At 42.1% G+C, this 26,646-nt stretch carries 25 protein-coding genes; 5 read left to right on the top strand and 20 right to left on the bottom strand.

The window, feature by feature from the left end; translation table 11 throughout:
* Positions 1-11 precede the first annotated feature (11 nt).
* The 8 genes from ACJVC5_RS05870 to ACJVC5_RS05835 all read right to left on the bottom strand — a co-directional run bounded on the left by ACJVC5_RS05870 (position 12) and on the right by ACJVC5_RS05835 (position 5,738).
* Entirely contained in the window at positions 12-761 is a 750-nt protein-coding gene (locus ACJVC5_RS05870) for a UDP-2,3-diacylglucosamine diphosphatase (protein ID WP_408098437.1), read from the bottom strand.
* 1 nt (position 762) lies between these two features.
* Positions 763-1,527 (bottom strand): PilZ domain-containing protein, encoded by a 765-nt coding sequence (locus ACJVC5_RS05865; protein ID WP_408098436.1) that lies wholly within the window; start codon positions 1,525-1,527, stop codon positions 763-765.
* Between the two features lie 69 nt (positions 1,528-1,596).
* Entirely contained in the window at positions 1,597-2,427 is an 831-nt protein-coding gene (locus ACJVC5_RS05860; protein WP_408098435.1) for a flagellin, read from the bottom strand.
* 140 nt (positions 2,428-2,567) lie between these two features.
* Positions 2,568-2,906 (bottom strand): hypothetical protein, encoded by a 339-nt coding sequence (locus ACJVC5_RS05855; RefSeq protein WP_408098434.1) that lies wholly within the window; start codon positions 2,904-2,906, stop codon positions 2,568-2,570.
* Complete coding sequence (gene rfaE2 / locus ACJVC5_RS05850) at positions 2,903-3,352, bottom strand: D-glycero-beta-D-manno-heptose 1-phosphate adenylyltransferase (RefSeq protein ID WP_408098433.1); 450 nt, start codon at positions 3,350-3,352, stop codon at positions 2,903-2,905. The genes ACJVC5_RS05855 and rfaE2 overlap by 4 nt, the downstream gene beginning before the upstream one ends.
* A complete protein-coding gene (locus ACJVC5_RS05845) occupies positions 3,352-4,050 on the bottom strand; it encodes an RDD family protein (protein WP_408098432.1) in 699 nt (232 codons plus the stop codon). Before ACJVC5_RS05845 ends, rfaE2 begins: the two co-directional genes overlap by 1 nt.
* A 36-nt stretch (positions 4,051-4,086) precedes the next feature.
* A complete protein-coding gene (locus ACJVC5_RS05840) occupies positions 4,087-4,779 on the bottom strand; it encodes a 16S rRNA (uracil(1498)-N(3))-methyltransferase (protein ID WP_408098431.1) in 693 nt (230 codons plus the stop codon).
* Positions 4,776-5,738, bottom strand: a complete 963-nt coding sequence (locus tag ACJVC5_RS05835; protein WP_408098430.1) for a 50S ribosomal protein L11 methyltransferase — start codon at positions 5,736-5,738, stop codon at positions 4,776-4,778. The genes ACJVC5_RS05840 and ACJVC5_RS05835 overlap by 4 nt, the downstream gene beginning before the upstream one ends.
* Positions 5,739-5,860: 122 nt before the next feature.
* On the opposite strand from ACJVC5_RS05835, the gene udk reads away from it, so the two are divergent.
* From udk to ACJVC5_RS05810, 5 genes are all read left to right on the top strand, one after another.
* Positions 5,861-6,514 carry a uridine kinase gene (gene udk, locus ACJVC5_RS05830; protein WP_408098429.1) on the top strand — a complete coding sequence of 218 codons (654 nt, stop codon included), beginning with the start codon at positions 5,861-5,863 and terminating at the stop codon, positions 6,512-6,514.
* An 81-nt stretch (positions 6,515-6,595) separates the two neighbouring features.
* A complete protein-coding gene (locus ACJVC5_RS05825) occupies positions 6,596-8,212 on the top strand; it encodes a ribonuclease J (protein ID WP_408098428.1) in 1,617 nt (538 codons plus the stop codon).
* Positions 8,212-8,775 carry a hypothetical protein gene (locus tag ACJVC5_RS05820; RefSeq protein ID WP_408098427.1) on the top strand — a complete coding sequence of 188 codons (564 nt, stop codon included), beginning with the start codon at positions 8,212-8,214 and terminating at the stop codon, positions 8,773-8,775. The genes ACJVC5_RS05825 and ACJVC5_RS05820 overlap by 1 nt, the downstream gene beginning before the upstream one ends.
* 38 nt (positions 8,776-8,813) lie before the next feature.
* Positions 8,814-9,311 (top strand): hypothetical protein, encoded by a 498-nt coding sequence (locus ACJVC5_RS05815; protein ID WP_408098426.1) that lies wholly within the window; start codon positions 8,814-8,816, stop codon positions 9,309-9,311.
* A gap of 191 nt (positions 9,312-9,502) precedes the next feature.
* On the top strand, positions 9,503-10,849 hold the full coding sequence (locus tag ACJVC5_RS05810; RefSeq protein WP_408098425.1) for a hypothetical protein: 1,347 nt from the start codon (positions 9,503-9,505) through the stop codon (positions 10,847-10,849).
* Here the strand turns inward: ACJVC5_RS05810 and ACJVC5_RS05805 are convergent.
* The 12 genes from ACJVC5_RS05805 to mraY all read right to left on the bottom strand — a co-directional run bounded on the left by ACJVC5_RS05805 (position 10,843) and on the right by mraY (position 26,623).
* Positions 10,843-12,420 carry a tail fiber domain-containing protein gene (locus ACJVC5_RS05805; protein ID WP_408098424.1) on the bottom strand — a complete coding sequence of 526 codons (1,578 nt, stop codon included), beginning with the start codon at positions 12,418-12,420 and terminating at the stop codon, positions 10,843-10,845. The two genes, ACJVC5_RS05810 and ACJVC5_RS05805, sit on opposite strands and share 7 nt — an antisense overlap.
* Positions 12,417-14,018 carry a tail fiber domain-containing protein gene (locus ACJVC5_RS05800; protein ID WP_408098423.1) on the bottom strand — a complete coding sequence of 534 codons (1,602 nt, stop codon included), beginning with the start codon at positions 14,016-14,018 and terminating at the stop codon, positions 12,417-12,419. The genes ACJVC5_RS05805 and ACJVC5_RS05800 overlap by 4 nt, the downstream gene beginning before the upstream one ends.
* Positions 14,015-15,625: a tail fiber domain-containing protein gene (locus ACJVC5_RS05795; RefSeq protein WP_408098422.1), complete on the bottom strand. Its 1,611-nt coding sequence runs from the start codon at positions 15,623-15,625 to the stop codon at positions 14,015-14,017. Before ACJVC5_RS05795 ends, ACJVC5_RS05800 begins: the two co-directional genes overlap by 4 nt.
* Before the next feature lie 151 nt (positions 15,626-15,776).
* Complete coding sequence (gene ftsZ / locus ACJVC5_RS05790; RefSeq protein ID WP_408098421.1) at positions 15,777-17,435, bottom strand: cell division protein FtsZ; 1,659 nt, start codon at positions 17,433-17,435, stop codon at positions 15,777-15,779.
* A 17-nt stretch (positions 17,436-17,452) separates the two neighbouring features.
* Positions 17,453-18,688 carry a cell division protein FtsA gene (ftsA, locus tag ACJVC5_RS05785; RefSeq protein WP_408098420.1) on the bottom strand — a complete coding sequence of 412 codons (1,236 nt, stop codon included), beginning with the start codon at positions 18,686-18,688 and terminating at the stop codon, positions 17,453-17,455.
* 89 nt (positions 18,689-18,777) lie between these two features.
* Positions 18,778-19,530: a hypothetical protein gene (locus ACJVC5_RS05780; protein WP_408098419.1), complete on the bottom strand. Its 753-nt coding sequence runs from the start codon at positions 19,528-19,530 to the stop codon at positions 18,778-18,780.
* Positions 19,531-19,533: 3 nt separating this feature from the next.
* On the bottom strand, positions 19,534-20,433 hold the full coding sequence (locus ACJVC5_RS05775; protein ID WP_408098418.1) for a UDP-N-acetylmuramate dehydrogenase: 900 nt from the start codon (positions 20,431-20,433) through the stop codon (positions 19,534-19,536).
* Positions 20,430-21,806 carry a UDP-N-acetylmuramate--L-alanine ligase gene (gene murC, locus ACJVC5_RS05770; RefSeq protein WP_408098417.1) on the bottom strand — a complete coding sequence of 459 codons (1,377 nt, stop codon included), beginning with the start codon at positions 21,804-21,806 and terminating at the stop codon, positions 20,430-20,432. The genes ACJVC5_RS05775 and murC overlap by 4 nt, the downstream gene beginning before the upstream one ends.
* Positions 21,790-22,845, bottom strand: a complete 1,056-nt coding sequence (locus ACJVC5_RS05765; protein WP_408098416.1) for a UDP-N-acetylglucosamine--N-acetylmuramyl-(pentapeptide) pyrophosphoryl-undecaprenol N-acetylglucosamine transferase — start codon at positions 22,843-22,845, stop codon at positions 21,790-21,792. Before ACJVC5_RS05765 ends, murC begins: the two co-directional genes overlap by 17 nt.
* 3 nt (positions 22,846-22,848) lie before the next feature.
* Positions 22,849-24,027, bottom strand: coding sequence for a putative lipid II flippase FtsW (gene ftsW / locus ACJVC5_RS05760; protein WP_408098415.1), 1,179 nt, complete (start codon positions 24,025-24,027; stop codon positions 22,849-22,851).
* Between the two features lie 117 nt (positions 24,028-24,144).
* On the bottom strand, positions 24,145-25,530 hold the full coding sequence (gene murD, locus ACJVC5_RS05755) for a UDP-N-acetylmuramoyl-L-alanine--D-glutamate ligase (protein WP_408098414.1): 1,386 nt from the start codon (positions 25,528-25,530) through the stop codon (positions 24,145-24,147).
* 16 nt (positions 25,531-25,546) lie between these two features.
* Entirely contained in the window at positions 25,547-26,623 is a 1,077-nt protein-coding gene (mraY, locus tag ACJVC5_RS05750) for a phospho-N-acetylmuramoyl-pentapeptide-transferase (RefSeq protein WP_408098413.1), read from the bottom strand.
* Between the last annotated feature and the right edge of the window lie 23 nt (positions 26,624-26,646).

The raw sequence follows: 26,646 nt of genomic DNA, 5'->3' as shown, positions 1-26,646 counted from the left end.
GCCCTCCTGGCCTAACTTTCTCTGGAGAAAGTGATCGGAACAAATCGAGGAACATGGTTATCTATAAGCAGGAACGTATTTTCTCTTAAAGCGTAACCGTTATTTAAGTAAACACTGTTCGTGCCCGGTAATGTGAAATTATCTTTTACATGACTATGGCCACCGATCACAAAATCAAACTCGCCTTTGGTGGTGGTTTGAACACCATTACGGAAACGGGTTTTTACAAGTTCAGCATCGAATTTTTTAGAACCTTTCTTGCGAGAGATTTTTGAGGCCTTCTCGCCAACATAGTTTAAAACTGCATATGGAAGGATTTGATTGGCCACAAAGCGCAGTGGAGTCGAATGGATGATTTCCTTGTAACGCTGATAGGCCTCATTATCCACCTCATGCTCATCACCATGGGAGAAGTAATAAAGTTTCCCGTCGATTTTTTCAATCACGGCCATTTGTTCTGAAAGAATCTCAAAATTGGGCCAGCGCTTGAGGAACAGGCCCTGCAAATGAACGTCGTGATTACCCTCTAAGAAAAAGACTTTCTTGCCTTTTTTATGAAGGGCATCCATGCGATCAAATAAATGAGAATAAAGTTTAAGGTACTCTTCGTGAGGGCCACACATGAGATCAAAGATGTCCCCAAGAAGAAGCACGTAATCGGCGGATTGAACCTCCGGATGGTCCAAAAACGCCGACAGAAGCTTGTCAGCTTCGTCATGTGGCGCTTTTACGTGGACATCAGAGATTGCAGCGATCTTCATACTATTCATTTATAGCATGAAGCTCGTCCTTAATCCGCTCAAAAATAAATTTCTCAAGATACTTCCTACTGACCTGATCAATTTGAGAGAAGCGACAACTCACTCTCCAGACTTTATAGGCGAGACCATTGTATTCGTCAGGTTCGACCTCACGAATGGTGGCGATCTGAGCACTGATCTTAGTGGTCCAGTTTCCGGCCTTGATTTCAACCATCGGGATGGCGTCATCAATTTGGAAAAACTTGGTCTCCATTTTTGAGATGAAGAAAGAAAAACCACCGGCACTGATATCAAAACATTCTTTTAAGAAATGCTGACTCATAGGACGAGGGAGGGCAACAGATTTTCCGAAGCTCAATTTAACTTCTGAAGTGCCATGCACATTCAGTCGAAAGCTTTGTCGTCTTTCGACTTGAGCAACGAAATTTGGAAGCTGAAGGTAGTATCGGTAAGGAGCATCAGTCTGCTTGATCGCACAACGAAGAAGAAGTGCTGATTCTGGAATGTAGAGATCAACGTGGTTATGGCTCCCCATTAATTCCTGAACAAGACGATCCTGACCTTCGGCCGGTATGATACAAAAATCTTTTCGGGACTTCCTGATCGATTCAATTCTGACCTGACCAAGATGTTTTTCATTCCCGATAAGTTTCCAAATAAAGACTTCCGAATTACCGTGCTTGGCACCTGACAACAAGTTCAAGATTGTCGCTTCATCTTTTACTTTTTTAAGTTTGTTGTCGTTTGCCAAAGTTATTGTCTCCAAAAAGACCTCCTGGGGTTAACCAGGAGGCCCTGGGCTTAAGTAATACGGAACACCTAATACAGAGTACGATTAACCGATCAATCTCAGAGCACTGTTACCAAGCTGGTTGGCCTGAGAAAGAGTAGCGGTACCTGCAGCATTCTTGATCTGAGAAGATGCAAGTTTTGCTGTTGAATCTGCCACATCAACGTCTTCAATACGTGAACGTGCAGCTTCTTGGTTTACAGTGGCAACATCAAGGTTGTTGATGGTCGACTGTAGACGCGATTGGATCGAACCAAAGTTAGCGCGGAAGGCACTCACTTTGTTAATGGCGTTGTCGATTCGCTCCAGGTTATCAATGGCACCTTGTTTATCCCGGATATTCGAGCCACTGATACCGAGAGACTCTGATGAAGCATCGGTTGAAGCAGCATCAAATTCGATTCGGTTATCCTCGCCACCATACGCACCGACTTGGAACTGTAATGTGTCCCCTTCACCTTTTAAAAGTGGTCGGCCGTTGAATGAAGTGGTTTTTGAAATACGATCGGCCTCTTGAACTAATTGTTCATATTCCAGTGAGAGATAGCCTCGTTCAGCTTCACCCACCGTGTCCGATCCGGCCTGGATTGAAAGTTCGCGCAAACGGGTAAGGATGTTACTCGTTTCGTTCAGACCACCTTCGGCAACCTGAACCATCGAGATAGCATCGTTTGCGTTTCGATTGGCCACACGCAGACCTCGTGTTTCGGCCTCTAACTTCTTAGCGATCGCCAAACCTGCGGCATCATCCGCGGATTTAGTAATCCGTTTACCAGACGAGAGTTTTGCAAACTCTGCTTCCTGTTGGGCATTGCTGACCTTCAGGTTCTTTTGTACCTCTTGCGAGGCAATGTTGGTGTTGATTCTTAAGCCCATCAACGTACTCCTTGTAAGAATCGAGATCAAATATTAACCGACCACAATGATCGGTCTCGTTTTCTTATCGAAAGACTCAAGTACTTATTTGAGGGCTTTTTTAGGTAACTGATTAAAAAAATCAGGAAATCAAAAGATTTCTAGGGCTTATAAGTTGTTAAGAAAGACTTTAACTGTTCAAAATCCATCGCAGAAGTGGAGTAAGCTTTTGAAATAACACTGAGGCTTCTAGGAGAGAGCCAACACCAGTTATCACCCACCTGCCAACGCTGAGTCTTATCCATGGCAGGGAAAGAACCCACATTAGAGTCTAAAATGAGCACTGATCGCTTCCCTCGAAGACTTGCTGTAAGTGTTTTCCACCAAAGCGAAGAGTCACCTTGAACAGCATGATTCACTCTGAAAAAGCAGATGATATCGAAGTTAGAATTCTCTGGTAGATCAATTTTATTCTCAGAAGTTCCGAGAGAAAAAATCATGCCTGAATTTTTTGAATGATCGAAGTTGTCGAGTAGCCATCAACGAAATTCAGAGAGAAAACATCTCCTCCATCCGCAAGAACTTCTTTCGCTCCTACGATCTGATCAATCTTCCAGTCGCCACCTTTCACAAGGATTTTTGGTTTCACTTTCAGAATGAGATTAAGGGGAGTGTCTTCTGTGAAGATCTCTGTGAAATCTACTGACTTAAGTTGAGACAGAACATAAGCACGATCGTTCTCATTGTTGATCGGGCGCTCAGGTCCTTTAAGACGCTTTACACTCGCATCTGAATTCACACCGACGACCAGAAGATCTCCGAGCTTTCTTGCTTCAGCGAGATAAGTCACATGTCCGCGGTGTAAAATATCAAAGCAGCCATTGGTAAAAACAATTCTTTTACCTTCGTTCTGCTTTAGGAAGTGTTCTAGAGATGGTGAAAACATTAGTCGATCCGAATTACTTTTGAGTTAGTCACTTTATTCTGCAAATCAAAATATGAGAATAAACCAAGACTCGCAAAGTTTAAAAGACTCACGATGGAACGCATGAGTAAAGTTGTAAGAGATAATGAACCATTGTCCATGCTGGTCACTCTTAAGTTAAAGAGATTCTTTCCAAGCGTAGACTGACTCGCCTTTTCAAAGATGGCGAAATAGATCAAATAAAAACCACAGAACAGAGTTACAACCAGGGGAGTAATCTCGTGAGGGTATTGCTCCCACACTTGAATGAGATCCATATCCACTGACTTGGCCATAATTGTTAAAACACCCGCCAAAAGTCCTGCTACAAAAGTCAGATCAGTCAGGTAAGCAAACACACGCTGAGTTTTACCCGCCACGCGATAATATTTTTCTTCCGCTACTGGCTCAACTTCAACTGGGGCCTCTTGCGTCTGGGCCTGATTGTAGAACATTGATAAATCATTTTGATAAACGTTCATTTCTTTTTTCATCGACGGTACTGAAGTCGGAAGCGGACTTACGGCCACAGTTCTTTCGGTGAACATTGGCTTTACTTCCGTGGCCTTCTGATGATGAAAACCAAGACCCGAAGTGATCGGTTTAAAATCAAACTCTTCCATAAAATCATCATTCGCTGGAGGAGTATTCTTTTTATTCTGAACGCTTTCTAAATTCATGATTTGGTCCTTTTCTTAATCTTAGCTCGTCATTCTTCACTTAAGCAAACTTTCAAGCATGATACCCGCCCCAGTGGCCAGGGCCGTAGGTGTTCGCAAAATCGGAGTAGGTAAATTGACGACTTTTACCTGATTTTGTGAGTGAAGGTACTTAAGCTCGTCGGGCGAAAAACCACCCTCTGGTCCTACGATCAAAAGGTGAGGACTTAAAGGAGCTGAATCAAAGACCGGCCTGTTAATGGAAGTCTGAGAGTCTAAAAGAAGGGCCGAGTGATAGTGACTCCAAGGAATCTCTTCCCACTTAACTTCCTCGAGTTCCGGTATAAAGCTCGCATTCGATTGCTCCAGGGCCGAAACCAGAAGCTTCTCCATGCGATCCATTTCTGGCGCCTTCATTTGCGAATAAGCAGATCGGATGAGGTAGATCTTACGAAAACCTAGCTCAGTCGCCTGCTTAAGACAAAGTTCAAAGGCATCGCGCTTAGGCATACCTAGTGCTAGATCAAAAATGTATTTTCTTTCTGCGGGAATCTCAGATTTAAATCTTAAACGAAGCTCACGCTTGGCGATGCTTTCAACTTCAGTCAGAACTTGAAGCCCTTTACCGTTGAGAAGTAACAGCTCCTCACCAACCTCAATCCTGATCACATTCACCAAATGATGAAGAGACTCGTCTTTTAAGACGTAGCCCTCTTGAACGCTTAAATCAGAAAGCCAGTGGGCCCTCATGCCTCGCCCTTTTTAAATAAAATGGCGGCCCAGTCACCTTTCTCAACGTGACTGATAAGTTTCATGCCAGCATCTGTGTAAAGCTTGATGATGTTTGCGGCCTGATGTCTTAAAAGACCGGAGAGAATCAATGATCCACCTTTCTTCGTATGGGCGATCAGAGCTTCTTGCTCGAGCATCAGAATACTTTCAAGAATATTAGCGAAGACCACATCGTATTCCTTCATGAGTTTTTCTCTCACTTCAGGCAGAAGCAGTCTAAAAGCATGATCTTCTAGATTATTGGTCTCAGCATTTTGATAACAGTTCTTATTGGCCTCAGGATCAATGTCATAAAAATCAACTTTGGCCTCAGGGAAAAACTTGAACGTAGCAAGTCCCAAGATCCCTGAACCGGAACCAAAATCTAAAACCGTTTCTACTTTTTGGTTTAAAAGATGTTCAGTGAAAAGCTTTAAGCACAAGAAGGTTGTCTCGTGACTACCAGTTCCGAATCCCATACCTGGATAGATATAGATTTTCTCGCGACTAGTACTATTATAATCTTTGTTCCAAGAAGGAATGATCTCAAGCGAATCGTTGACCTTGATCGGAGCGTAATGCTTTTTCCATTCTGCGTTCCAGTCTTCTGTTTGCTGAGTTTCAATTTGTGATTCACATAAATAGACTTGGCCAACTTTAGTATAAAACTCTGAAGCACCCTCTTCATCACCGAAAAAGAAACGATAATTATTTGGGCGTCCAAGCACACGGCTTTCCACTTCATCTAAAACGTCTTGTGGTAAATCACCACCGGAATAAGAACGCTCACCTAAGAGTGCATCTACCTCTGGTTCATCGAGAGAAAACTCTTCGATCCCTAGAGAACCGTGGTCATTAATTGCCATGGACTCAATATTCGCCCATTGCTCCGAAGTTGGTTGGAAATGAAATAGGGTCACTACCCAAAATGCGTCCATAAAAATCCTTTAATTTAATGGCTTTATAACCTAAGAAGGGCCCATTGTGAGGATAAAAAAATTACATTTCTGAAGGTTTTCTTGCGCATATGGTACTTTCTTTGTTAGTAAAACTTCCCGATATGCAAAATAAAATCTTTCTCATCGGTATCGCAGGCGGATCGGGGTCTGGAAAAACGACTTTTGCCAAAAAAGTCATGAAGAGCATCAACAGCTCTGAATCTGTACTTCTCCACATGGATTCCTATTACTTACCTATTCAACCTAAAACGAACTATACCACAACTGGTAAAGCGAACTTTGACCATCCGGATGCTTTTGATTGGAACCTTCTCCGTCATCACCTATCTGAGCTGAAACAAGGCATGGGGATTAAATGCCCAATCTATGATTTCGCTACATCAACTCGAACTGAAGAGTATGAGCAGGTGGGTCCATGTAAGGTCGTTCTGTTTGAAGGGATCTTTTCTCTCTACGATCAAGAAATCCGTGACATGCTTGATATCAAATGTTTCTTGCATGTTGATTCAGATATCCGTTTCACTCGTCGTCTTCACCGTGACGTGAAAGAGCGTGGTCGTTCACTCGAATCTGTGATCGCTCAATATTACGATACAGTGAGACCAATGTATCAAAAGTATCTAGATCCTCAGAAACAATACGCTGACTTTACAGTCGGAGAAGAAACCGATGTGGCCGCCTTGATTTTGGCCGCCCGCATTCGTGAACTCCTTGATTCTTCTCATATCGAAGCCTCAAACACAGAGGCCATCTAAGTTGATTAAATAGGTCCAAGTCTAGACCATTGCCCATGCATTTTGGGTGATGGTCTGTTACAATTTCCAAAAGGACTTATTTTGAAAAACAAATACTTTAACATCATTCCCATTGGTGGAGTCGAAGAAATTGGCTCGAATATGACTCTCATTCGAACTCCGGATGAGGACATTCTGGTTGATTGTGGCATGCTTTTTCCTTACGAAGAGTGTTTCGACATTAACTATCTCATTCCTGATTTCTCGATTCTTGATTCAAGTCGCCTAACTTCAATCATCATCACTCACGGACATGAAGATCATATTGGTGGATTAGGGCATCTTCTTAAAGAGTTCCCTGATATCACTGTTTATGTGACGAACTTCACTCATCACCTGATTCAAAAAAAATTAGAAGAACATAAAATCACGATGAAGTATGAACTCTATAACGAGACATCTCATCTTCAGTTTAAAAATGTGGAAGTTTTTCCCATTCATGTGAACCACTCGATTCCTGAAACTGCGGGTCTTGTGATTCGTAGTAATGATAAAAAATGGGGCGCCCTTTATATCTCTGATTTTAAAGTGGATCTTTTCTCAAAACACGAGAAACCAATTGATCTTGCCCGTATTGAAGAAAAACTTTCTGAATGTGCTCAGACCGCCTACTTCATTGATTCAACCAATATCATGCATGATGGAAAGACCACTTCTGAAAATGAACTGCACGAAGATCTAAGAGCACTCATGAATCGAGAAGAGAACCGTGTGTTCATTACGCTCTTTGCTTCGAACGTTCATCGCATGAACATCATCGCCAAGATGGCCAAAGAGGCGGGAAGAAAAATAGTGATCATGGGACGTTCACTGAAGACCTATATGGAAGCGGCCTATGAAACGGGTCACGTTGATCTAGGTCCGGATGAACTCTATATGCCTGACCAAGTAAAAGGCGAGACCGGGAAAATGCTTATTTTCCTTTCTGGATGTCAGGGAGATTTTCTATCGGCCCTAAGACGTTTTAGTTTTGGTGAAGATGGAACTTTTAAACCGGGCCCAGGTGATCTTGTTATTTTCAGTTCTAAGGTCATTCCAGGAAACGAAAAGAAAATTTATCGCATCTATAATAAGCTCACTGAATTTGGCGCTGAAATCATTACTGCCTATGATCACTTGATCCATGCTTCTGGCCACCCAGGGAAAGAAGATCTTCATATTCTTCTTAAAAACTTTACTCCTGGTTTTTATTTTCCGATTCATGGTGAATCTTATCTTCTAAAGAAGCACTATGATTTCATTAAAACAGCTTATCCAAAAATCTCCTCTCATTTGATTTACAACTATAACGAAATCATTTTGGGAGAAGGGACTGTTAAGATTGAAGAACTTGACGCCAAAGAGCCTCGTCTTATTCATGGAAAGGCGATGGAGATTGAGAAGACCCAGATCTCTCAACGTCGTAAAATGGCGACTCAAGGAGCGGTTTTCATCAGTTACCACCGCACTATGGGCCACATGGAAATCACGACTGTTGGACTTCCATTAATCGCTCAAGAATGGATTGAGAATTTAAAGAAGAAACTTACTGAGCAAATTAAAAATAATCTCGGTGGCAGGGAAGAAGCTTACGTCAAAGATCAGTTAAAGATCTCGGCCCGTCAGTTTTATAATAATTTTCTGGGTTATAAACCCGTAACGGAAGTACACTTGTACTAATGGAACAAACGGCACTTGTCCTTATATCTATCATGAACCTTCTCCTGGTTATTATCCTGGGAGTACTGGGCTTTTTGATTTACCGTTTGTTTAAACAAAAGCTACCTGCCCAAAATCAAGATACTCCTGCCGAACCTCACTATCATCCTGACATCATGAAACGCATGAAGGACATGGAGAGGCTTAGACCCAAGCGTTCAGATCTTTTCTGTCCTAATCATCCGGATGAGCCAGGTGAGACCACTTGTGCGATTTGTGACAGGCTTTTTTGCAAGGCCTGTATTCGTCCCTTTAAGACTCTTCATTTCTGTAAGGAGCATCTGCCTCTCATCATGAAAAATGAATGGGAAGAGGTCTTCACCCTTAAAACTTCGACCCATGATCCAGAAGACGGTGTCCGTCTTTACGATGCTAAGAAACGCCTTTTCGAAGAAAAAAATATTCCTACCTATGTAGAAACTCACTACAAAATTAACGTAGACCAAGACTTCATTGAGACCTATTTAGTGGTCTTCTCGATCCCAGAAAACATTGAAATTGTTAAAGAAAATCTTCAATCTTAAAACTAAAGTAATTAGCTCAACTTTCCGAAAAGTCACCTATGAAGTTGATATTGCTATTAGGTCTAGTGTCGTTCTCTCTTTGCGCGAATGCCAAGCAACCCATTCGGGATGAAGTCCTTAAATTGCTTCCATCCGAACTTAGTCAGCTTTCATCAAAATCTTCTCGCGAGGAAATTGAAAAAATTTTCCAGGATAAAATTAAATCCAAAGAACAGGATGCTTTATATCTTCACTATTTTTCTGCCAAAAATGATGTGACGATTGGCCTTAAGAAGAATCGTTTTCACTATCTGTATGCGCAATTACCGAATGAATCTCAGACCAGTTCTCAATCACTTTTTCGACGAGTTTATTCAGGACTGTCTTCAAAAGAAAAAGAGAAATTAGAGAAGTCTCTGCAGGCACCTAGTCACGATGCTGGTCGCACGATCACCATTGAAGTGCCAGGAGAAAATTTAAAACTTGAGTTTGCCAACAATGAGTCTAAAAGACTCCGCTCCGTTACTATTTGGCCCATGAATGGAAAACGACCATGAAGGCCCTTATCTTCACTTTTACATTCATTCTTTCAATCTCATCATATGCACATGAAGGTTGTGGAGAACCTTCCTTTACAGAACTAAACGATCTTATTTCCCTTCAGAGAAAAATCAGTTGGGAAGCGGCCACCCAGAATGAAATCAAAAAGGCCAAGTGCTTAAGGAAAAATCCTTTTTCAATAAGCGAAATGAGTGATTGGTTAAAGTCTAATGAATCGACCATCAGAATAAATAAAAAAATAAATGGTATTAGCTTTGAGAATGAATCCCCTGAAAACCTTGAAACATTTTTTCACCTCACTACTTCTGTCGATTTTTTAGGTGAACCAGATCCTAAGAAAATTAAGAACTTCTCTTCAACATGTAAAAAAGTGGACTGCGCCCTAAAGGAGATTTTTGGTCCTGAAATTGGTGTGCAACTTCATTTCATGCAAAGACGCTTTGGTTTAAACGGCTCACACATTGTAAAAGAAAACACTTCTGCCTGGAAAAAAGATGAATTAGATACGGTCCTTCTGGCAATTTCAGATTTCCCTGAAGGTGTTATTCCATTTGAGAAGAGCCGAACTCTCATTCACGCTCCCAGAGGTCTTGATAGTGGCAATACCCTTGCTAACGCTACCATTATGATCTTTGATCTTTGGAACACTCAATCTCCTGAAAATCGTCGAGCGACGATTGTCCACGAACTCGCTCATGCTATGGGAGGAGTGACAGAGGTCGATGAAAGTACCGAATGGATGAGGCAAGGAGGTTGGACAACTCCGGGCAAGGTAAAGGACGGTGTTTTATATAGAGAGACCAGCAAACCCGAAACTGCCGTCTCTGAATATGGCATGACAAATGAGCGTGAAGACTTTGCTGAAAGTGTCGTGGCCTATCGCTACAATCCGACTCATTTAAAAGAAAAAAGTCCGGAAAAATATTACTTCATTAAGGACACTGTTTTTGACGGTGTAGAATATACTTCTGAGAAGGCCTGTGAAGAACCCTATCGGAATTCACAAATGGCAAAAGACAATGTCTCTCCGACACTCGCGAACTGGACTCCTAAGGTAGAAGAACTCACTAGAATTGCAAACCGTTGTAGTGAACTGGCGATAACGAATTTTGCCTCAGAAGGAATCTTAAAACTCAACAATCCACTTCTTGAGGATTGTTATAAGAAATCCATTCGGCTTGGGGCATCTGAGATCATTCAAAACAATCTCAAAGACAACGCTAACTTTAAGTTCATGGGACCGATGTTCAGAAATTTAGACCCAGGTCTATCAAACGAAGTGATGATCAATGTTATGAAATTGACCCAAGGAAATCATCGCTCTCGTTTGAGAAATCAGTTCGCCAAGGCCTATTCAGATAAATATTTTTGTGAACCTTCTTTTAAGAGCTATGCAGATCAAAAGTTTACGAAGAATGAACTGGGCTTTAACCCATATTACAAAAACGTTGATTTTACAAAAATTGTGGAAAAGACTTGTCCAAAATTAAAAAATATAAATCCATCAAAAGCGGTAGAAGAACTTATTCAGTGACAGAAATTGGCACTCGCGTCCTCACTGCAAATATAAGCTCTAAGCATTCTATTCTCGGATTCAAGTTTTGCTATTTGCTCAGAGCCTTGATCATTCATCACCGAGAGACTTTTAATGGCCTCAATTACAGGCGCCACTAAATTCACATACATCATGGTCTTATAACCATCAGCTTGAGTTCTCACCAGTTCAGGAAAGATCTTTTCTACTTTTTGAGCAATAAAGCCCAATCGTTTTCCAGGAAGATCTTTATCTTTCCAAAAGTAACTAACTCCCTCTAGAGACAAGATTTTTTTCAAAGCTTCTTTCAAGGGCCGGATGTTCTTTTTGAGTCTTCCATCTGAGGCCTGAATGACTTTAACAGTATTAACATTTCCACTAATGCGGAAATCTCCGTTTTGAAAAAGAATGCCATTGTAATTAATAACACCATTGTTGGTGGTCCAAAAAAGCATGTTCCCAGTTACAGGAGAGCCTGGATTATTTGTTACATGACCAGTAATTGCAGCAACTCTTCGGTCCGCACTTGAACTCGCTGACGCTGCAAAGGCGAGACCTCCCACTAAACTTCCATTGGCACCGGCACTAGAAGATAAAACCATTTGTGAAGCGTCTACTTCTCCACCAGAGTTGGAATGAACATGTAAGAATCTGCCAGCATAACAACTGGCCATGCCACAGGTTGGCTGAACAAGATTGGTATGTATCCCAACATCGCCTCTTTTGGTAATGAGTAACCGATTCATCCCCAACGTGGAGAGATGCCCCCCTCCAAATCCAAAGCTCCCTTCTCCTTCATTAGATGCTGTTCCAAACATGGCCATTGACCAACGTTGATCACTACTCTGATCAGTAAAAGTCACGGCCGCACGATTCCATCCGGCCGCACCTGACTCACTTCCAATGATAGAAACGCCAGAAGGATCAGGAAAAGTTCTGGCCATCACAGTCAGGTTGGCACTCGGTGTATTAGTACCAACTCCTACTCCATTTAAATAATAAATATCAGTGTTGTTGGCGGCATATTTCCAAAGATCGTTTTTACTTCCAATTGAAGCAGCACAGTCCGTAATATTTCCCGAGCCATCAACCTTTACACTGAGTGGAATGGTTTTTGTGATGAATTCAGTCTGAGTACCATTTTTTCCACGATTAAATTGAATCATCAGATGAGTAGTTCCCTGTCCTGTGACACTTACGTTCGGAGCAGCATCAGAAAGGGAATAGGAATTAATTTTAAGTCTCTTACTACCATATACTTTCTGAGGGTTAGAGGTCACAGTTGGATATACATCTGCATATCCAGAATTGTTTTTTTGCTTAATGGTCTGAACGACATTGGAAAAATTAACTGCATTCTTACCCTGAAAAGTGACCTTACAATTATCTGCCTTCGATAAGAGGACCTGAACTTCTTGCAAGGTCTCTAAAAGATCTGTATTCACCTCTAGATTCGTTGCCACCTTATTAGCACTCTGATTGAGGGAACTAATGAGAAGAAGCACTCCTCCAAGGAGCCCAATGGTCGTTAAAAGTTCAACCAGACCCAGACCCGCTTGCGCTTTTCTCATTCTCTACCTTCCCGGCAAAATTCCGCATTAGGATCACGGGCACAGAAATAACTTCTTATCTTATTCCCGTCCTGTTCTAGCTTTTGAATATCATTCTGGCCTAAAAGAATTTTGTGATGAAGTTCTTCAATGGCATTTACGATAGGTGCCAGAAGCTCCATATAGGCCACTGATTTAATTCCATGCTCGTCAACTCTGACCAGTTCAGGAAAAATCTTTTCCACTTCTTGAGCAATAAATCCTAACTGATGACCTGGTTTTTCTTTATCTTTCCATTGAAAGCTCACCGGATTTAAAGACAGAATCTTTTCAAGGCCATTAGAAAAAGGACGTACATTTTCTTTTAATCTCGCATCCGATGAAACGTTTAATGCAGTGGTAGTGATTTCTCTTTTAGTCCAAAGATCTCCTGTGGGGCCAATCACCATGCCAATATCCATTATTCCCCCGTTAGTGGTCCAAAACAGCAGTTGTCCACGCAGAGGAGAAAAGTTATTAATTTGTCCCTGAACTACCGCGATACGCTTTTCTAAGTTAATACTGCTCATGGTTCCCATTGCCAAAGATCCTACTACCGCTCCGTTTCCGGTAGCGTTCGAACTCAAGATGAGATTTCCTCCGCCATAGAGAGAATCGGTACTAGGATTATGAAACTGAAAATCAATACTGTTGGGACATATGATTGAAGGAATACAATCGAATCCCTTTCCAGGATCAGTAATGCCTACACCGACATCACCTTCTTTGGTGATGATAAATCTATTGGGAAGAGGCGAATTCTTCGGACCGCCATTGATGCCAATTTTTCCTTCACCTTCATAGGAGGCACTTCCATACATACCAACCGACCAGGCATAGCTTGAACTCTGATCCCAAAAAGTAATATTCGATCTGTTCCATCCCGCATTGCTGGCCTCATTCCCAATAATGGCAATTCCGGGAGTAGTTCCAGGCATGGTAGTGGCACGAACTGTAAGATTGGCATTTGAAACACTGGTATTTATGGCGACGTTGCCACCGGAATAAAAGATATCCGAATTGTTTAAAGAATATTTCCAAAGATCGCTACTGCTAGTTGAGAAGGCCACACAACTTACTATGTCTCCACTAGCATTAACATTGACTCTTAAACTGACCTTCTTTGCAATTGATTGCGCCTGAGATCCTTTGGTTCCACGATCAAAATTGATCAGTAAATGAGTCGTGCCCAAGGTAGGAACGTCTACTTCATCATCTGCATCAGACAATGCATAGGAGAGAATCTTTAAATTTTGCTGACCAAAACTCAAAGTAGGATTGGTTGATTTGGTATCAAAGGCATTGGTAAAAACACCATTATGCTTAACCCGTAAAGACTGAACCACATTGATTGAATTGTTCGCTCTTTTACCAAGAAACGTGGTTGAACAACTTTCTGGATCAGATAAAACGGCCTGAATCTGCTGAATGACACCTACAATGTCGTTATTCGTCTCAACATTTGTTGTAACTTTACCGGCCTCATTGCTAAAGCGCCCAATCACCAATGCTAATCCACCAAGAATTCCGAGGGCCATGAGAATCTGAACAATACCTATCCCTTTTTGGTTTGTAGTCATTGCCCTTCTTTCCCAGAACAAAATTCTATGACACCTTTTTGAGAGCATAAGTAGTCTTTTAGTTCTTGGTTCTCAGCTTTAAGTTTTTTAATTTTTTTACTTCTCCACAAGATATCTCTATGAAGTTCTTTAATTGAATCTATAACCGGTGCCAAAAGCCCACTATACCAAATGCTCTTCGTGCTCCTGTCCTGACTCACGACTTCGGGATAGACTTTTTCTACATCCTGAGCAATAAGACCAACCTGGGCCCCCTGATCCTTCTTGTTCTTCCACTCGTAGCTCACGCCTTGAAGCTTATTGATTTTATGAAGAGATGATGACAATGGTCTGATGTTCTTTTTCAAACTCTCGTCTGAGCGTTCGCTGACTGTACCGCCGACTGAAAAAATTCCTCTGATCCAAAGATCTCCAATCTCGGTCAAAATCATATTCCAACGAGTGCCCGTTCCATCATTGGTCCAGAAAAGCATACTCCCTTTCAAAGGTGTACCGGCAGGACTTGAAACATGACCTGTGATGACTCCAACTCTTCGGTCATGACCTTCAGTTCTACTTGTAGAAGCGAAGCCAAAGCTTCCGACAATTTCATTGTCTCCCATGGCATTCGAGCTTAAAAAAACAGATGAATAATCAGTTGGTCCGGCGGCGCTAGAATGAATATGCAAATATTTCTGAACGTAACTAGGATCACCATTGTCTGAGTTTTCACAAGCAGTCATTTCACAATTTGGCCGAGTGGTTCCAATGCCCATGCTTCCGCTCTTGGTAAAAATCACACGATTCACACCACCGGTCGTATTGATTCCAAATTTTCCTTCACCTTCGAGTGAATTGGCCCCAAACAGAGCCACTCTCCAAAACTCCGCACTACTCGTATCACTGTAATTCACGGCCGATCTATTCCAGCCCGCGGTAGCATTTTCATTTCCGAGAATATGCAGACCAGGTTGTAGAGGGAAAGTAGAGGCCCGGACAGTTAAATTCGAAGTTGGTGCATTAACTCCAACTCCTACGTGACCAGTATTAAAATAAATGTTCGAACTATTTGTGACTTGTTTCCAAATATCACTTGTAGAAGCGTTGAAGGCCACACAGTTTGTGATATTTCCTGATCCATCTAGCACCACCCGTAGATTTACTTTTTGCGAGATGGAACTGGCCTGCACTCCTTTGGTCCCTCGATTGAAGTTCACCAACAATTGAGTTGTTCCTTGTGCAGATACATCAACTTCAGGCGCGGCATCTGATAAAGAATAGGAATTTATCCGGAGCTGTTTCTGACCATAGGTTGTATTGGGACTTACAGCACTTGTCATAAATGTATCGGAGTATCCGCTAGCATTTTTCTTTTTTAAGGCCTGAACTATATTTGAAGATGAACTGGCGTTTTTACCGATAAAAGTGGCGGTACAGCTGTCTTGATCCGACAGCACAGACTGAATCTGTTCGAGTGTGACCTTAACATCATTATTTGATTCATGATTATTAACGGCCTTACGTGCATTTTGCCCAAGTTGATTGATAACTAATGCCAATCCACCTAGGACTCCGACAGCTAACAAGGCCTCTAAGAGACCCATTCCATGCTGATTTTTTATCCTCATTCATGAAGCGTAAAAGATGGTATTAAGATTATCCACACAATTTCTGGAACAGAGGATTTTACTGAGGGAAGAAGATTGTCATCGCTGACTGTGAACTGCTGACTGATAGTAAGCGAGAAAATAAAAAAGGCCGGTTGCCCGGCCTTCATTTTTAGATTTGTGAGTCGTGATTGCGCTCATTCTTTTTCATGAATGATGGTGTATCGAATTCATCTTCATCGAAGTTAAAGAAACCAAGTTTCTCTGCGATAGACTTGATTCTGCTTTCACGGTTTTGCGCAGCTTGATTAGAAGCATTTGCCACTGGCTCAGTAGCATCAAAGTGATGATACTCAGTACGCTCAGGAGCAACTTGAGCAGGCTTCACTTGTGGAGCTGCAGATGTATTTGTTTCAAAATTTTTCTGTGACTCATACTTAGAGGCCGCGTTCTGAAGTTTTTCTGCCCAGTTAATTTTAGGTTTAGCTGGAGCTTCAGTTCTTACAGGAGCCGCCTCAACCGTTTGTGGCTCATCGAAATCAAAAGTCATTTCTGACTTAACAGCGTAATCAGTATTTTTATTCATCACTGGAGCTTGCGTTGGTAGCTCTGGACGAACTTCCATTCTTGGAGCTGGAGCTTCAGTTCTCATTGGAGCTGCTTCAACTTTTACTTCCATACGAGGGGCCGAAGTTTCAACTCTCATCGCCGGAGCAACTGGAGCTTGATAAGTTTCAACAGCAGGCTGAGACATTACTGGTTGAGCAGCAACAGTTGGCTGTGCCATCACTGGCTGGGCCATTACTGGTGCTGGACGTGTCCCTTCGGACCGAGCAGTTGTGTAACCACCAGTTGAAGCTTCTTTACGAGCAGTCACTAGACCAGTTGCGATCACAGTAACTTTTACGTTTTCACCCATTGATTCATCAATCACTGTACCGAAGATGATTTCCGCATCTTCATCAGCAGCTTCCATGATTAGAGTTACAGCTTGGTTAGTTTCATGAGTTGTAAGAGTCCCGTTACCAGTGATGTTGATGATGATGCCAGTAGCACCGTCGATTGAAACATCTTCTAGTAGAGGAGAGCTGATCGCTTGCTTAGCGGCCTTAAGAGCACGCTCAGCACCCGACGCCATACCTGTACCCATAAGAGATAGACCCTTATTAGTCATAACAGTTGAAACGTCTGCGAAGTCAGCGTTGATTAGACCTGTGTTATTGATCAGGTCTGAAATACCTTGAACAGCGTTCAGAAGAACTTCATCAGCAGCTTTGAAAGTATCTACTAGAGATAGATTCTCGCCAGCAAGTTGAAGAAGACGCTGGTTAGGAATACAGATTAGTGAATCGACTGATTCTTCAAGAGAACGGATACCTTCTTCAGCTTGGCGAGAACGTTTTTTACCTTCAAACATGAATGGCTTTGTTACTACACCAACAGTTAGAGCACCCATTTCGCGAGCAAGTTTCGCGATTACTGGAGCTGCACCAGTTCCAGTACCACCACCCATACCTGCAGTTACGAAAACCATATCTGCACCGTGAAGAACTTCAGAAAGTTTTTCATAATCTTCGATCGCAGCTTTACGACCAACTTCCGGGTTCGCGCCTGCGCCTAGACCTTTAGTTACGTTGCCACCAAGTTGAATTTTAGTTCCAGCAAGGTTAGCGGCAAGGGCCTGAGAGTCTGTGTTAGCAACGATATATTCAACACCATTTAGGCCTGAACGGATCATGGTATTAACAGCGTTACATCCGCCTCCACCAACGCCAATGACTTTAATCTTGGCACCGATAGTATTGTTTTCGTTGTCGGCGATATCGAACATATGAATTCCTCCGGGAATTAAAAAATCTCTTTGAAAACGTTTTTTAAAGACTTACCTAGTTTATCAAACATATCTGTTTCGTCTTGTACTTTTTCTTCACGTGTCACGGCCTTAGAGGCGTGAGTTGATTCTTGAAGAAGTCCAAGTACAGTTGAAAACTTCGGGTGTTGCATGGCCGTAGTCATTCCACCAAAGGCCGTTGGGTAGCCCATCTTCACCGGCTTCTCTAAGATGAACTCAGCGAGTTCAGGAAGATTTTTAATAAGTGCGCCTCCGCCGGTAAGCACGAAGCCCCCAGTGATCTCTCCTTGCAAATTCTTTTCCAAGATCAGTTCACGTACCACTGAGAAGAGCTCTTCTGCCCTAGCTCCAAGTACTTCCGCGATAAAACTCAAAGAAACTTCACGTGGTCTGGTGCCAGAAAGGCCCTGAACAGTCAGATAAGTTTCGTTTAGCTGGGCGGCTTTTAGGACCGTTCCGTGGGCCAATTTGATCCTTTCAGCTTCATTGTGAGGGATCTTCAGGGCCACAGCTAAGTCATTGGTAAAGTGATTTCCACCTAGTGGAATAATTTGAGAATGAAGAAGACTTCCGTCCTTCCAAACCGCGACGTCCGTTGTTCCACCACCGATATCAATGAGAACAACACCAAGTTCTTTTTCTTCTACCGAAAGAACTGAACGTGAAGAGGCGATTGGCTGAAGAATGACTGAGTTGGCGTTAAGGCCCGCTTGCTCAACACATTTCACTAGATTGTGAATAAGTGGAGTTTTACCTGTCACGATATGAACATTTACTTCTAGACGTGAACCACACATCCCAATTGGATTTTTAATTCCAACTGTATTGTCGACTTTGAATTCTTGTGGAATCACGTGGAGAATTTCGCGATCTGATGGAATCAAAACTGCTTTTGCGGCCTCAATTACACGATCAACATCTGCTTGATTGATTTCTTTGTTTTTGACTGGAACCACTCCAGAAGAGTTGAAGCAGTAAATGTGGTTACCCGCGATACCTACTGTCGCAGATTCAAGTTCTTCGATTCCTGCCATGAGTTTAGCTTCTTCAATTGAAGTGCGAATACTCTCAACAGTTTTTTCAATATTCACCACTGAGCCTTTTTTAAGGCCGTGACTTGGGTGAGAACCTACTCCCAAAATTTCTAAATTTTTGGCTGATTTAAGCGCAATGAGTGTGCAGACTTTCGTCGTACCGATGTCCAAAGCGACAATGACACTTTTGGTGCTCATGAGATTCCCTTCTCAATAACTCTTCCGAAGAAGAGGGCAGATTCATTCTGACTAAAAAATATTAAGGCGATTCTCGCCTCTGTTAAAGTTTAGATTTTGTCAGAAAACTTGACAACAACCTTTTTCGAATTTACCAGGTTGATGCTACTCGGGTAGCGTTTGTTTTTACTGACGTATCCTACAACCTTTGTAAGCTTCGTCAGCTTCTCTTCCCAGAGATCAGCGCCCATAAAAACGCTGGTGGCCTTTCCACCCAAAGCAAAGATTATTGTTAAATCGTTGTTTTTGCTCAATATAATTTCCGAAACTTGCTTCCGAAGATCAAGCTCCATTTTCTTAATGAAGATGGCAAGATCAGTAGGGGCACTTCCCTCAAGTTGCTCAGTCGTAATCGCAAGTAGTGGTAAATTGTGATTAAGACGTTTCTCTGCCTTCATTAAATTTTCATATTGAGGCTCATACATGCGAGCGTTGTCACCTAAGATCGCAGAGTAATGTTCTTCACCGTTTGCTTTGTAAACCTGTACTTTTGCAAGGGGCTCAGGACACTCGAGTTGAATTTTCAAAGTTTTAATAACTGGGTTGTAGGAAATGCGATAATCAGACAGGAAGTATTTCTCATCCAATTTTTCGGCCAAGATCTTTTCTTTCACGTCTTTGAGTGATCCGGACTTTTCAAATTCTTTCATTAGAATCAATGTGAGCATTCCCGAAGACTTTGAAGGACACTCGCCAAAATAAGTCCGGTAATTAATATTCTTCTGAGTAAAACGGTCAGGAACAGTTGCCTGAACATTAATAGACAGAAGGATCACCATTGATACTAAAAATAATCTGATCATTAATTAATGATAGGGGATTTTTACTTCCAATTCAAACTCAATTCCGTAGAAGTGGTCCATTTGAAAACGGATGGTGTCCACCAGGTCTTTGAATTGATCCCAATTTGAGGCCCCGCCATTTTCAATAAAGTTAGCGTGCTTCGGACTAACTCTTAGACCTCCAACCGTAAAACCTTTGAGTCCCATGAGATCTATAAGTCTTCCGGCCTGTAATTCTTTGTGAGGATTTTTAAACACACAACCACAATTCTTGGTCGCTAGTGGTTGGGTCTTCTTTCTGTATTCAAGATAGTCTTTAATCTTTTGAGAGATCGCAGAATCAATTCCTAGATGAACCAACGTTGCCCCTACAATGACTTCGCCATTTTTTAAGAAGTGATTATGGCGATAAGAGAAACTTGCCTTATTGATGATCTCTTCGCGAAGCTCTCCAGTTCTGTTTACGATCTGAACGGATTTCACAAGAGTTCCTATCTCTCCTAAGTTTGTTCCCGCATTCATATAGATGGCGCCACCTAAGGACGCCGGGATTCCCGTGAAAACTTCCCAACCTTTTAAACCAAACTTCACAGCATGCGAAGTGAGGTGATTGATCCCAAGGGAAGCGGGGAGAACATACTCGTCGCGAAGAGTTTCCAGATAAGTTGAATCAAAGGGAAAATCTAAGTGAATAATGATCTTGTCACAGATCGCTGGAAGAATTTGATTCGCGCCCCAACCAACCACCAGGTACTCACGTTTCTCAGCTGTAAGTACAGGTAAAAGTTCTTGAAGTGCTTTAACTGAACGCACTTCAATCAGATCTCCCTTCGAAGAAAGTCTCATGGTGGTGTAACTCGTGAGATCAGAGTTAGGAAGATAAGAGCAGTCTTGAATCTCTGAGACCCTGTTTTCTAAGCTCATAGGTTTTTTACGAGCTCGCGGATCTTTTTAGAAATAGCACCAGCCCCTAAGGTCACAAAAACGCAGTTCTGATTTTTTCTTTGTTCCAGAATCCCCTTCATCTCATCCAATGATGAAATGAATGTTACATTCTTCCCCTTGGCCTTCATCTCTTTTGCCATCGCCTCTGATGTGATTCCATCAATCGCCTTTTCGCTGGCAGCATAAATGGGAGCGAGATAGAGCTCATCGCAACCTTCAAAGCAGTCCTGGAATTCCTTCCAGAAGTTTTGAGTACGGGTATAGCGGTGGGGTTCAAATACTACACAAAGAGGACGTTGATCCACTCTTCTTAATGTTGAAATCGTGGCCTTAACTTCAGTTGGATGATGTCCGTAATCATCAATCACCACAAATGATTTGTTCTCATGAAGTTTTTCCAAACGTCTGCCGACACCCTGGAAGCTTAGTAGACCTTGCTGAATGATTTTAAGATCGAGGCCCGCTTCATGCGATATAGAAATGGCCGCAAGGGCGTTTGAAACGTTATGCATGCCCATGAGATTGGTCTGAATGCGCGTCAGCTTCTCACCTTTAAAATAAAGATCAAACTGTGTACTACCGGCCGAGAGTTCTACGTTCTTTGCCACGTAATCGGCTTCACCTTTTTCTAATTCAATGCCGTACCAGATAATCGGACGCTTCACTCGCGACTTAATCGAAAGCGAAGTGGCATCGTTAGCATTTAAGGCAACTCTTCCGTAAAAAGGGAGTCTGTTCACAAACTCTACGAAAGCATCCACAATTTTATCTTCAGTGCCATAATGATCCAGATGATCGTTATCAATGTTGGTAACGGCCGCCATGATGGGACTTAAAAGTAGAAATGAACCATCTGATTCATCTGCTTCCGCAATCAAATACTGTCCATCACCTTTCTTGGCATTTCCACCCAGGTTACGAACGATCCCACCAATGATGTGAGTGGCATCAAGTTTTGCTTCCTGAAAAATCGTTGCTATAAGACTTGTGGTGGTGGTTTTACCATGAGAACCCGCCACTGCAATTCCGAACTTTAAACGCATCAGTTCCGCCAACATCTCTGCTCGACGAATCATGGGAATTTCTAGTTCAACAGCACGAATGACTTCTGGGTTTTTCGTATCAATGGCAGAACTGTAAACGATGAGAGTCGAACCCTCGACGTTAGAGGCCTTATGCCCAATAAATATTTCTGCGCCTTTTTTTTGAAGATTCTCAGTTACGGCCGAAGCATTTAAATCAGAGCCTGAGACTTTATAACCAAGGTCCAAAAGAACCTCGGCAATACCGCTCATGCCGATTCCACCAATGCCAATAAAATGAAGTTTTGTTGTTTTAAGCCAGCCCAACATTTGTTTTGATCTCTCTTAAAATTTCGTCACAGGTATGGTTACCCGGTGACGGTGTTTTAGAGTACTTTAACTCCTCACGGGAAGCCTTGACTAGAAATTCCTGTGTTCGTTTAACGCACTCTTCATGAGAGAGTTTCGGGTCAAGGATCTCGACTGTAAAATCGGCCTCTTCCTTGAAAATCTGAGCATTATAGACCTGATGATTATCAGTTGCCTGAGGATAAGGGAAAATCAAAACTGGCTTCTTAATAATAGCGAGCTCAGAAACGGTACTTGCACCAGAGCGCGAAATGATCACGTCCGCCCACTCATATTCCTGCTGCATATTATCGATGTAATTCATCGGTTGATATTTAACAATGGTTTGAATTTCCGGAGCTTTCTGATCGCCACCTAATTGATGGTGAATGGCCATGCTATTTACACTTGGGTGCTTAAGAACATCAAAGATTACTTTATTGATCTGAGTAGCACCAAGACTCCCACCAAATACCAAAACCTTAAGTTCCCCATCAAACTTCTTTGCCGACACCGGCTGAATCGCTTTACGAGTTGGATTTCCTACCACACGAACTTTTTTGGCAAGCGTATTTGAAAGACCACGAGTTTTGGTGAAGTGAACGAAAATACGAGTCGAAATCCAACCTAAAATTCGGTTAGTAAGTCCCATCACCGCGTTCTGTTCAATAATAAAAACCGGAATGAAAAGGAGATGGCCCGCAAGTAGTGTTGGCCCACATACATATCCACCCGCACCTACAATAAACTTCGGACGATTCTTTAAGTATGAAACGAGAATGATAAAAAAACTCATGAGGTTCATCATGACGTTTTTAAAAAGTTGAATGGGATTATTTGTTCTTAGAGGTTTTGAATCTAAGTGACGAACGTTTTGTCCCTTAAAGAGTTTGTAATCAAGAGGACGCTTTCCAGTAAGATACTGAATGTCCCAACCTTCACTCATTAAAGCTTCACCAACTGCGAGGGCCGCATTGATGTGACCACCGGTACCACCGGCAACAAGAACTGCATGTTTCATAGATTAGTTGAAAGCACTTTTTAGAGCACCAATTGGTGACTGCTTTCCCTTATTTTTAACGTCTTTGGCATCGCCTGGTTGAATCTTAATACAAGCAAAGATTAAACCCAAGGCACCAAGATTTGCCACCATCGAAGATCCACCATAACTGATGAATGGAAGATTGAGACCCTTGGTCGGAAGGACTCCAAGAACCACACCCATATTTAGGAAGGCCTGAAAGCCAATGGCGAAAACAATGGTCGCCACCATGATCGACCCGACTCTTGATTTAAGCGAGATCGCCATTTTTAATCCGATAAAAATAAAACTGATGAACATGAGGATCGTTACAATCACACCCACGAAACCTAACTCTTCACCTACTACGGAAAAGATAAAGTCGTTGTAGGCCTCAGGAAGGTAGAAAAGCTTTTCATTTGAGTTACCAAGTCCTTGCCCAAAGAATGAACCATTGGCGAAAGCAAGAAACGACTGAATCACTTGGAAACCACTTCCACGTGGATCCTTCCAAGGATCAAGGAAAGTCAAAAGTCGCTTCACTCGATAAGGAGCAGAAATCAAAATCCCGAAGGCCCCAATCATTCCCAATACCAATGCCGAGTAAAAATATTTTCTCGGAAATGAACTCAAGAATGCGATGAACCCAATAATCATGGCAGAAATAAAGAACGTACCAAAGTCAGGTTGAAGAACGAAAATTCCTAGAGGATAAACTAGGCCTGCCATGTAAATCGCACGCTGCTTCGGAGTATAGGCATTGAAGTTTTCAAAATAGCGAATCGCTGCCAGCATCAGAGTGTATTTTAAAAACTCTCCGGGCTGAAGATTCATAAAACCAAGATTCAACCAACGCTTTGAACCCTTAATCACGACCGAAAGACCAGGAACGAGAGTCAGCGTTACTAAGAAACCAAAGAAAGCATTGATCTTGTAAGCTTGCTTATAAAGATAGAGGATTTTAAGTTTTGAAAATACCAGGGCCACACCCAAACCAAGCGCAATGTAGATCAACTGCTTCGATAGGAAGTGGTAGCTCGAACCCATGTTTTCGGTGGCGTACATGTAGCTTGCCGAGAAAACCATGATCACGCCGAATAGTATTAAAAAGAAGACATTGATTAAGAAGTAATTAGTTAATTTTTCTAGTCTGGTATTTTCGCTCATAGAAATTACGTCCATGTAATTTGATTTGATACTACTAATGTAACTTGAGTTGTTTTGACACTCAATCTTATTCAGACTGGAATTGATATAGGGGCAAAAAAAAAGGGAGGCCAGGCCTCCCTCAAGGAATGATTAGAGTTGGAAAATGAGTTTTTTGTAGTAGTTCCCTTTCTCTTCGAAATCACGGAACACATCCGTTGATTCGTTACCTGGACACAACAGAATCGTGTCACCAGTACGAGACTTCTGATAAGCAAGAAGAACTGATTCATCAAATGAACCAACAAGGTAAGTTTGAGTAACGTCACCAAGGATACGGTTCATGCTTTCTTTCACTTCACCAACCAGAACTAGTACGCGTACTTTTTCACGGATGATATTTGCGTATTTATCGAAAGGAATGCCTTCGATTTCTTTACCGCCAGCGATAAGAATGACGGGATCCTTAAATGCTTCAAGCGAGACTTTAAGTTCATCCATCGTCTCAGATTTAGAATCGTTGTAGAAACGAACACCGTTCTTTTCAACCACGAACTCAAGACGGTGAGGAATACCCGGGAACTTCTCAATACACTGTTGAATGGCCGCGTCTGAAACTTTTAGCGCCTTACAAGCAGTAATGGCCGCCATAAGGTTTTCACGGTTATTCACACCCACAATTCTCATGTCTGTAACTTTAAATTCAGAGTGGAAGTGGATGTTCGAATGAATGCGTTTATCGTGGAAGTGAGTTCCTTGAATTTCAGAAATCACACCCATCGTTACAAAAGACTTACGAGAGTACCAGAAAGTCTGGGCCTGTGAGCTACGAAGAACTGAGTTTGAAGCAAGCTTATCAAAGTTTGCCACAAGATAGTTTTCTGGACCTAAGTTACGAGCAACTTTAAGGGCCGTATCTAGGTACTCAGATGAAGTTTTGAAACGACCAAGAAGGTTCTTCTCTTCAAGGTTAGGATAAACCGCAAGTACCGGTTTGAATGTTTCAACTGTTTGAAGCTGCTGAGGAGAGACCTCAATCACGCAGTAATCAATTTCTTCTTTACTCTGAAGTGATAGGAAATTAATGAACGGTTCATCAGATGTACCGCCCACAAATACGTTCTTTCTATCAAGCTTAAGAGTGTAACCAATCATGTGTGAAATAATCGTACGACCATGAGATCCACAAACTGCAACGATTGGCTTCGTACAGTTCTCATAAGCGAAGGCGAAGTCAGAATAAACCTGACGGCCATGTTCACGAGCAACTTTAAGCTGAGGAAGGTTAGGATCAACTGAAGAAGAATAAACAATGATATCTGCTTCAATGAAGTCTTCGTCCTTGTGCTCTCCCAGAGTCATCGTTGGCGTCGGGGTGATCTTTTTAAGACGCTTAACTTGCTTGTTAAGGTCGAAGATCGGCTTAATATCAGTTACTTTGATTTCGCAACCAAGTTGTGTGAAAAGATTGATTAGTGCAAATCCTGTTTTACCAAGACCTACAACGAGAACCTTCTTCCCTTTGTATTTTTCCATCATAACGATCTCCTTAAAATTATCTTAGTTTGAGTGTAGCAAGAGCAAGGATCGCGAATACCAGACTGATGATCCAGAATCTCACGATAACCTTTGTTTCAGGCCAACCCATAAGTTCGAAGTGATGGTGAATAGGGGCCATCTTAAAGATTCGTTTTCCACGAGTCTTAAACGAGGCGACCTGAAGAATCACCGACACTGCTTCAATAACAAATATTCCACCGATCAGAACGAACAAGAACTCGTTCTTAGTAAGTACTGCAATCGTGCCTAAACAACCGCCCAGAGAAAGTGAACCCACATCTCCCATAAAAATTTCGGCCGGATAAGCGTTGTACCAAAGGAAACCAACACCTGCGCCAATGATGGCAGAAACCAGAACCAATAACTCACCCACATCTGGAACATGAGGGATTAAAAGGTAATTTGCCATTTCAATGTGGCCAGCAAGGTAGGCCAGAAGACCAAGAGTCGCCGCCGAAGTGATCGTTGGCCCAATCGCCAGACCATCAAGACCGTCAGTTAAGTTAAGAGCATTTGATGAACCAACAATTACGAAGGCGGCAAACGGTACATATAACCAACCAATGTCCATGACTGGATCTTTAACAAATGGAAGATACACTTGAGAATCAGTCACGTTGTATTTCCACATGACAAAAGTCGCGATCAATGCAGTTGAAAACTGCCACACGAGTTTTTGACGAGCACTTACCCCTTTGGTGTTTTTCTTTAAAACTTTTAGATAGTCATCAAGACCACCCAGGAAGAAATAAGAAATCGTAACAAACAAAGCGATCAGAAACGGAAACGAAACAAAGTTACCGCAAACCAAACACGCAATCATTGCGGATCCGAGGATGAAAACTCCACCAAAAGTTGGAGTACCCTTTTTCTTTTTATGTGATTCAGGACCTTCTTCACGAATGATTTGACCAAACTGACGAAGTTTCATGTAGGCGATAAAGCGCTTACCCCAAATAATCGAGACCACCGTGGCGATGATAAAGGCCATGAATGATCTGAAAGTAATGTACTTAAAAACGTTGAACAAATGATTGTTTTGACTTAGCGGGTAAAGCCAATGATACAGCATGTTTATCCCTTTAAAAAAGATAA

This window comes from Peredibacter sp. HCB2-198, assembly GCF_045999315.1.
Classification (GTDB): domain Bacteria; phylum Bdellovibrionota; class Bacteriovoracia; order Bacteriovoracales; family Bacteriovoracaceae; genus Peredibacter.
The sequence above is the reverse complement of the archived record's forward strand: the minus strand, read 5'-3'. Positions and strand labels throughout refer to the sequence as shown.

What these genes read in the sequence shown, in the direction of transcription:
- ACJVC5_RS05870 (WP_408098437.1), bottom strand. Translation starts at nt 761, where the DNA reads ATGAAGATCGCTGCAATCTCTGATGTCCACGTAAAAGCGCCACATGAC.
- ACJVC5_RS05860 (WP_408098435.1), bottom strand. Translation starts at nt 2,427, where the DNA reads ATGGGCTTAAGAATCAACACCAACATTGCCTCGCAAGAGGTACAAAAG.
- ACJVC5_RS05855 (WP_408098434.1), bottom strand. Translation starts at nt 2,906, where the DNA reads ATGATTTTTTCTCTCGGAACTTCTGAGAATAAAATTGATCTACCAGAG.
- rfaE2 (WP_408098433.1), bottom strand. Translation starts at nt 3,352, where the DNA reads ATGTTTTCACCATCTCTAGAACACTTCCTAAAGCAGAACGAAGGTAAA.
- ACJVC5_RS05845 (WP_408098432.1), bottom strand. Translation starts at nt 4,050, where the DNA reads ATGAATTTAGAAAGCGTTCAGAATAAAAAGAATACTCCTCCAGCGAAT.
- ACJVC5_RS05840 (WP_408098431.1), bottom strand. Translation starts at nt 4,779, where the DNA reads ATGAGGGCCCACTGGCTTTCTGATTTAAGCGTTCAAGAGGGCTACGTC.
- ACJVC5_RS05835 (WP_408098430.1), bottom strand. Translation starts at nt 5,738, where the DNA reads ATGGACGCATTTTGGGTAGTGACCCTATTTCATTTCCAACCAACTTCG.
- udk (WP_408098429.1), top strand. Translation starts at nt 5,861, where the DNA reads ATGCAAAATAAAATCTTTCTCATCGGTATCGCAGGCGGATCGGGGTCT.
- ACJVC5_RS05820 (WP_408098427.1), top strand. Translation starts at nt 8,212, where the DNA reads ATGGAACAAACGGCACTTGTCCTTATATCTATCATGAACCTTCTCCTG.
- ACJVC5_RS05815 (WP_408098426.1), top strand. Translation starts at nt 8,814, where the DNA reads ATGAAGTTGATATTGCTATTAGGTCTAGTGTCGTTCTCTCTTTGCGCG.
- ACJVC5_RS05810 (WP_408098425.1), top strand. Translation starts at nt 9,503, where the DNA reads ATGAGTGATTGGTTAAAGTCTAATGAATCGACCATCAGAATAAATAAA.
- ACJVC5_RS05805 (WP_408098424.1), bottom strand. Translation starts at nt 12,420, where the DNA reads ATGAGAAAAGCGCAAGCGGGTCTGGGTCTGGTTGAACTTTTAACGACC.
- ACJVC5_RS05800 (WP_408098423.1), bottom strand. Translation starts at nt 14,018, where the DNA reads ATGACTACAAACCAAAAAGGGATAGGTATTGTTCAGATTCTCATGGCC.
- ACJVC5_RS05795 (WP_408098422.1), bottom strand. Translation starts at nt 15,625, where the DNA reads ATGAGGATAAAAAATCAGCATGGAATGGGTCTCTTAGAGGCCTTGTTA.
- ftsZ (WP_408098421.1), bottom strand. Translation starts at nt 17,435, where the DNA reads ATGTTCGATATCGCCGACAACGAAAACAATACTATCGGTGCCAAGATT.
- ftsA (WP_408098420.1), bottom strand. Translation starts at nt 18,688, where the DNA reads ATGAGCACCAAAAGTGTCATTGTCGCTTTGGACATCGGTACGACGAAA.
- ACJVC5_RS05780 (WP_408098419.1), bottom strand. Translation starts at nt 19,530, where the DNA reads ATGATCAGATTATTTTTAGTATCAATGGTGATCCTTCTGTCTATTAAT.
- ACJVC5_RS05775 (WP_408098418.1), bottom strand. Translation starts at nt 20,433, where the DNA reads ATGAGCTTAGAAAACAGGGTCTCAGAGATTCAAGACTGCTCTTATCTT.
- murC (WP_408098417.1), bottom strand. Translation starts at nt 21,806, where the DNA reads ATGTTGGGCTGGCTTAAAACAACAAAACTTCATTTTATTGGCATTGGT.
- ACJVC5_RS05765 (WP_408098416.1), bottom strand. Translation starts at nt 22,845, where the DNA reads ATGAAACATGCAGTTCTTGTTGCCGGTGGTACCGGTGGTCACATCAAT.
- ftsW (WP_408098415.1), bottom strand. Translation starts at nt 24,027, where the DNA reads ATGGACGTAATTTCTATGAGCGAAAATACCAGACTAGAAAAATTAACT.
- murD (WP_408098414.1), bottom strand. Translation starts at nt 25,530, where the DNA reads ATGATGGAAAAATACAAAGGGAAGAAGGTTCTCGTTGTAGGTCTTGGT.
- mraY (WP_408098413.1), bottom strand. Translation starts at nt 26,623, where the DNA reads ATGCTGTATCATTGGCTTTACCCGCTAAGTCAAAACAATCATTTGTTC.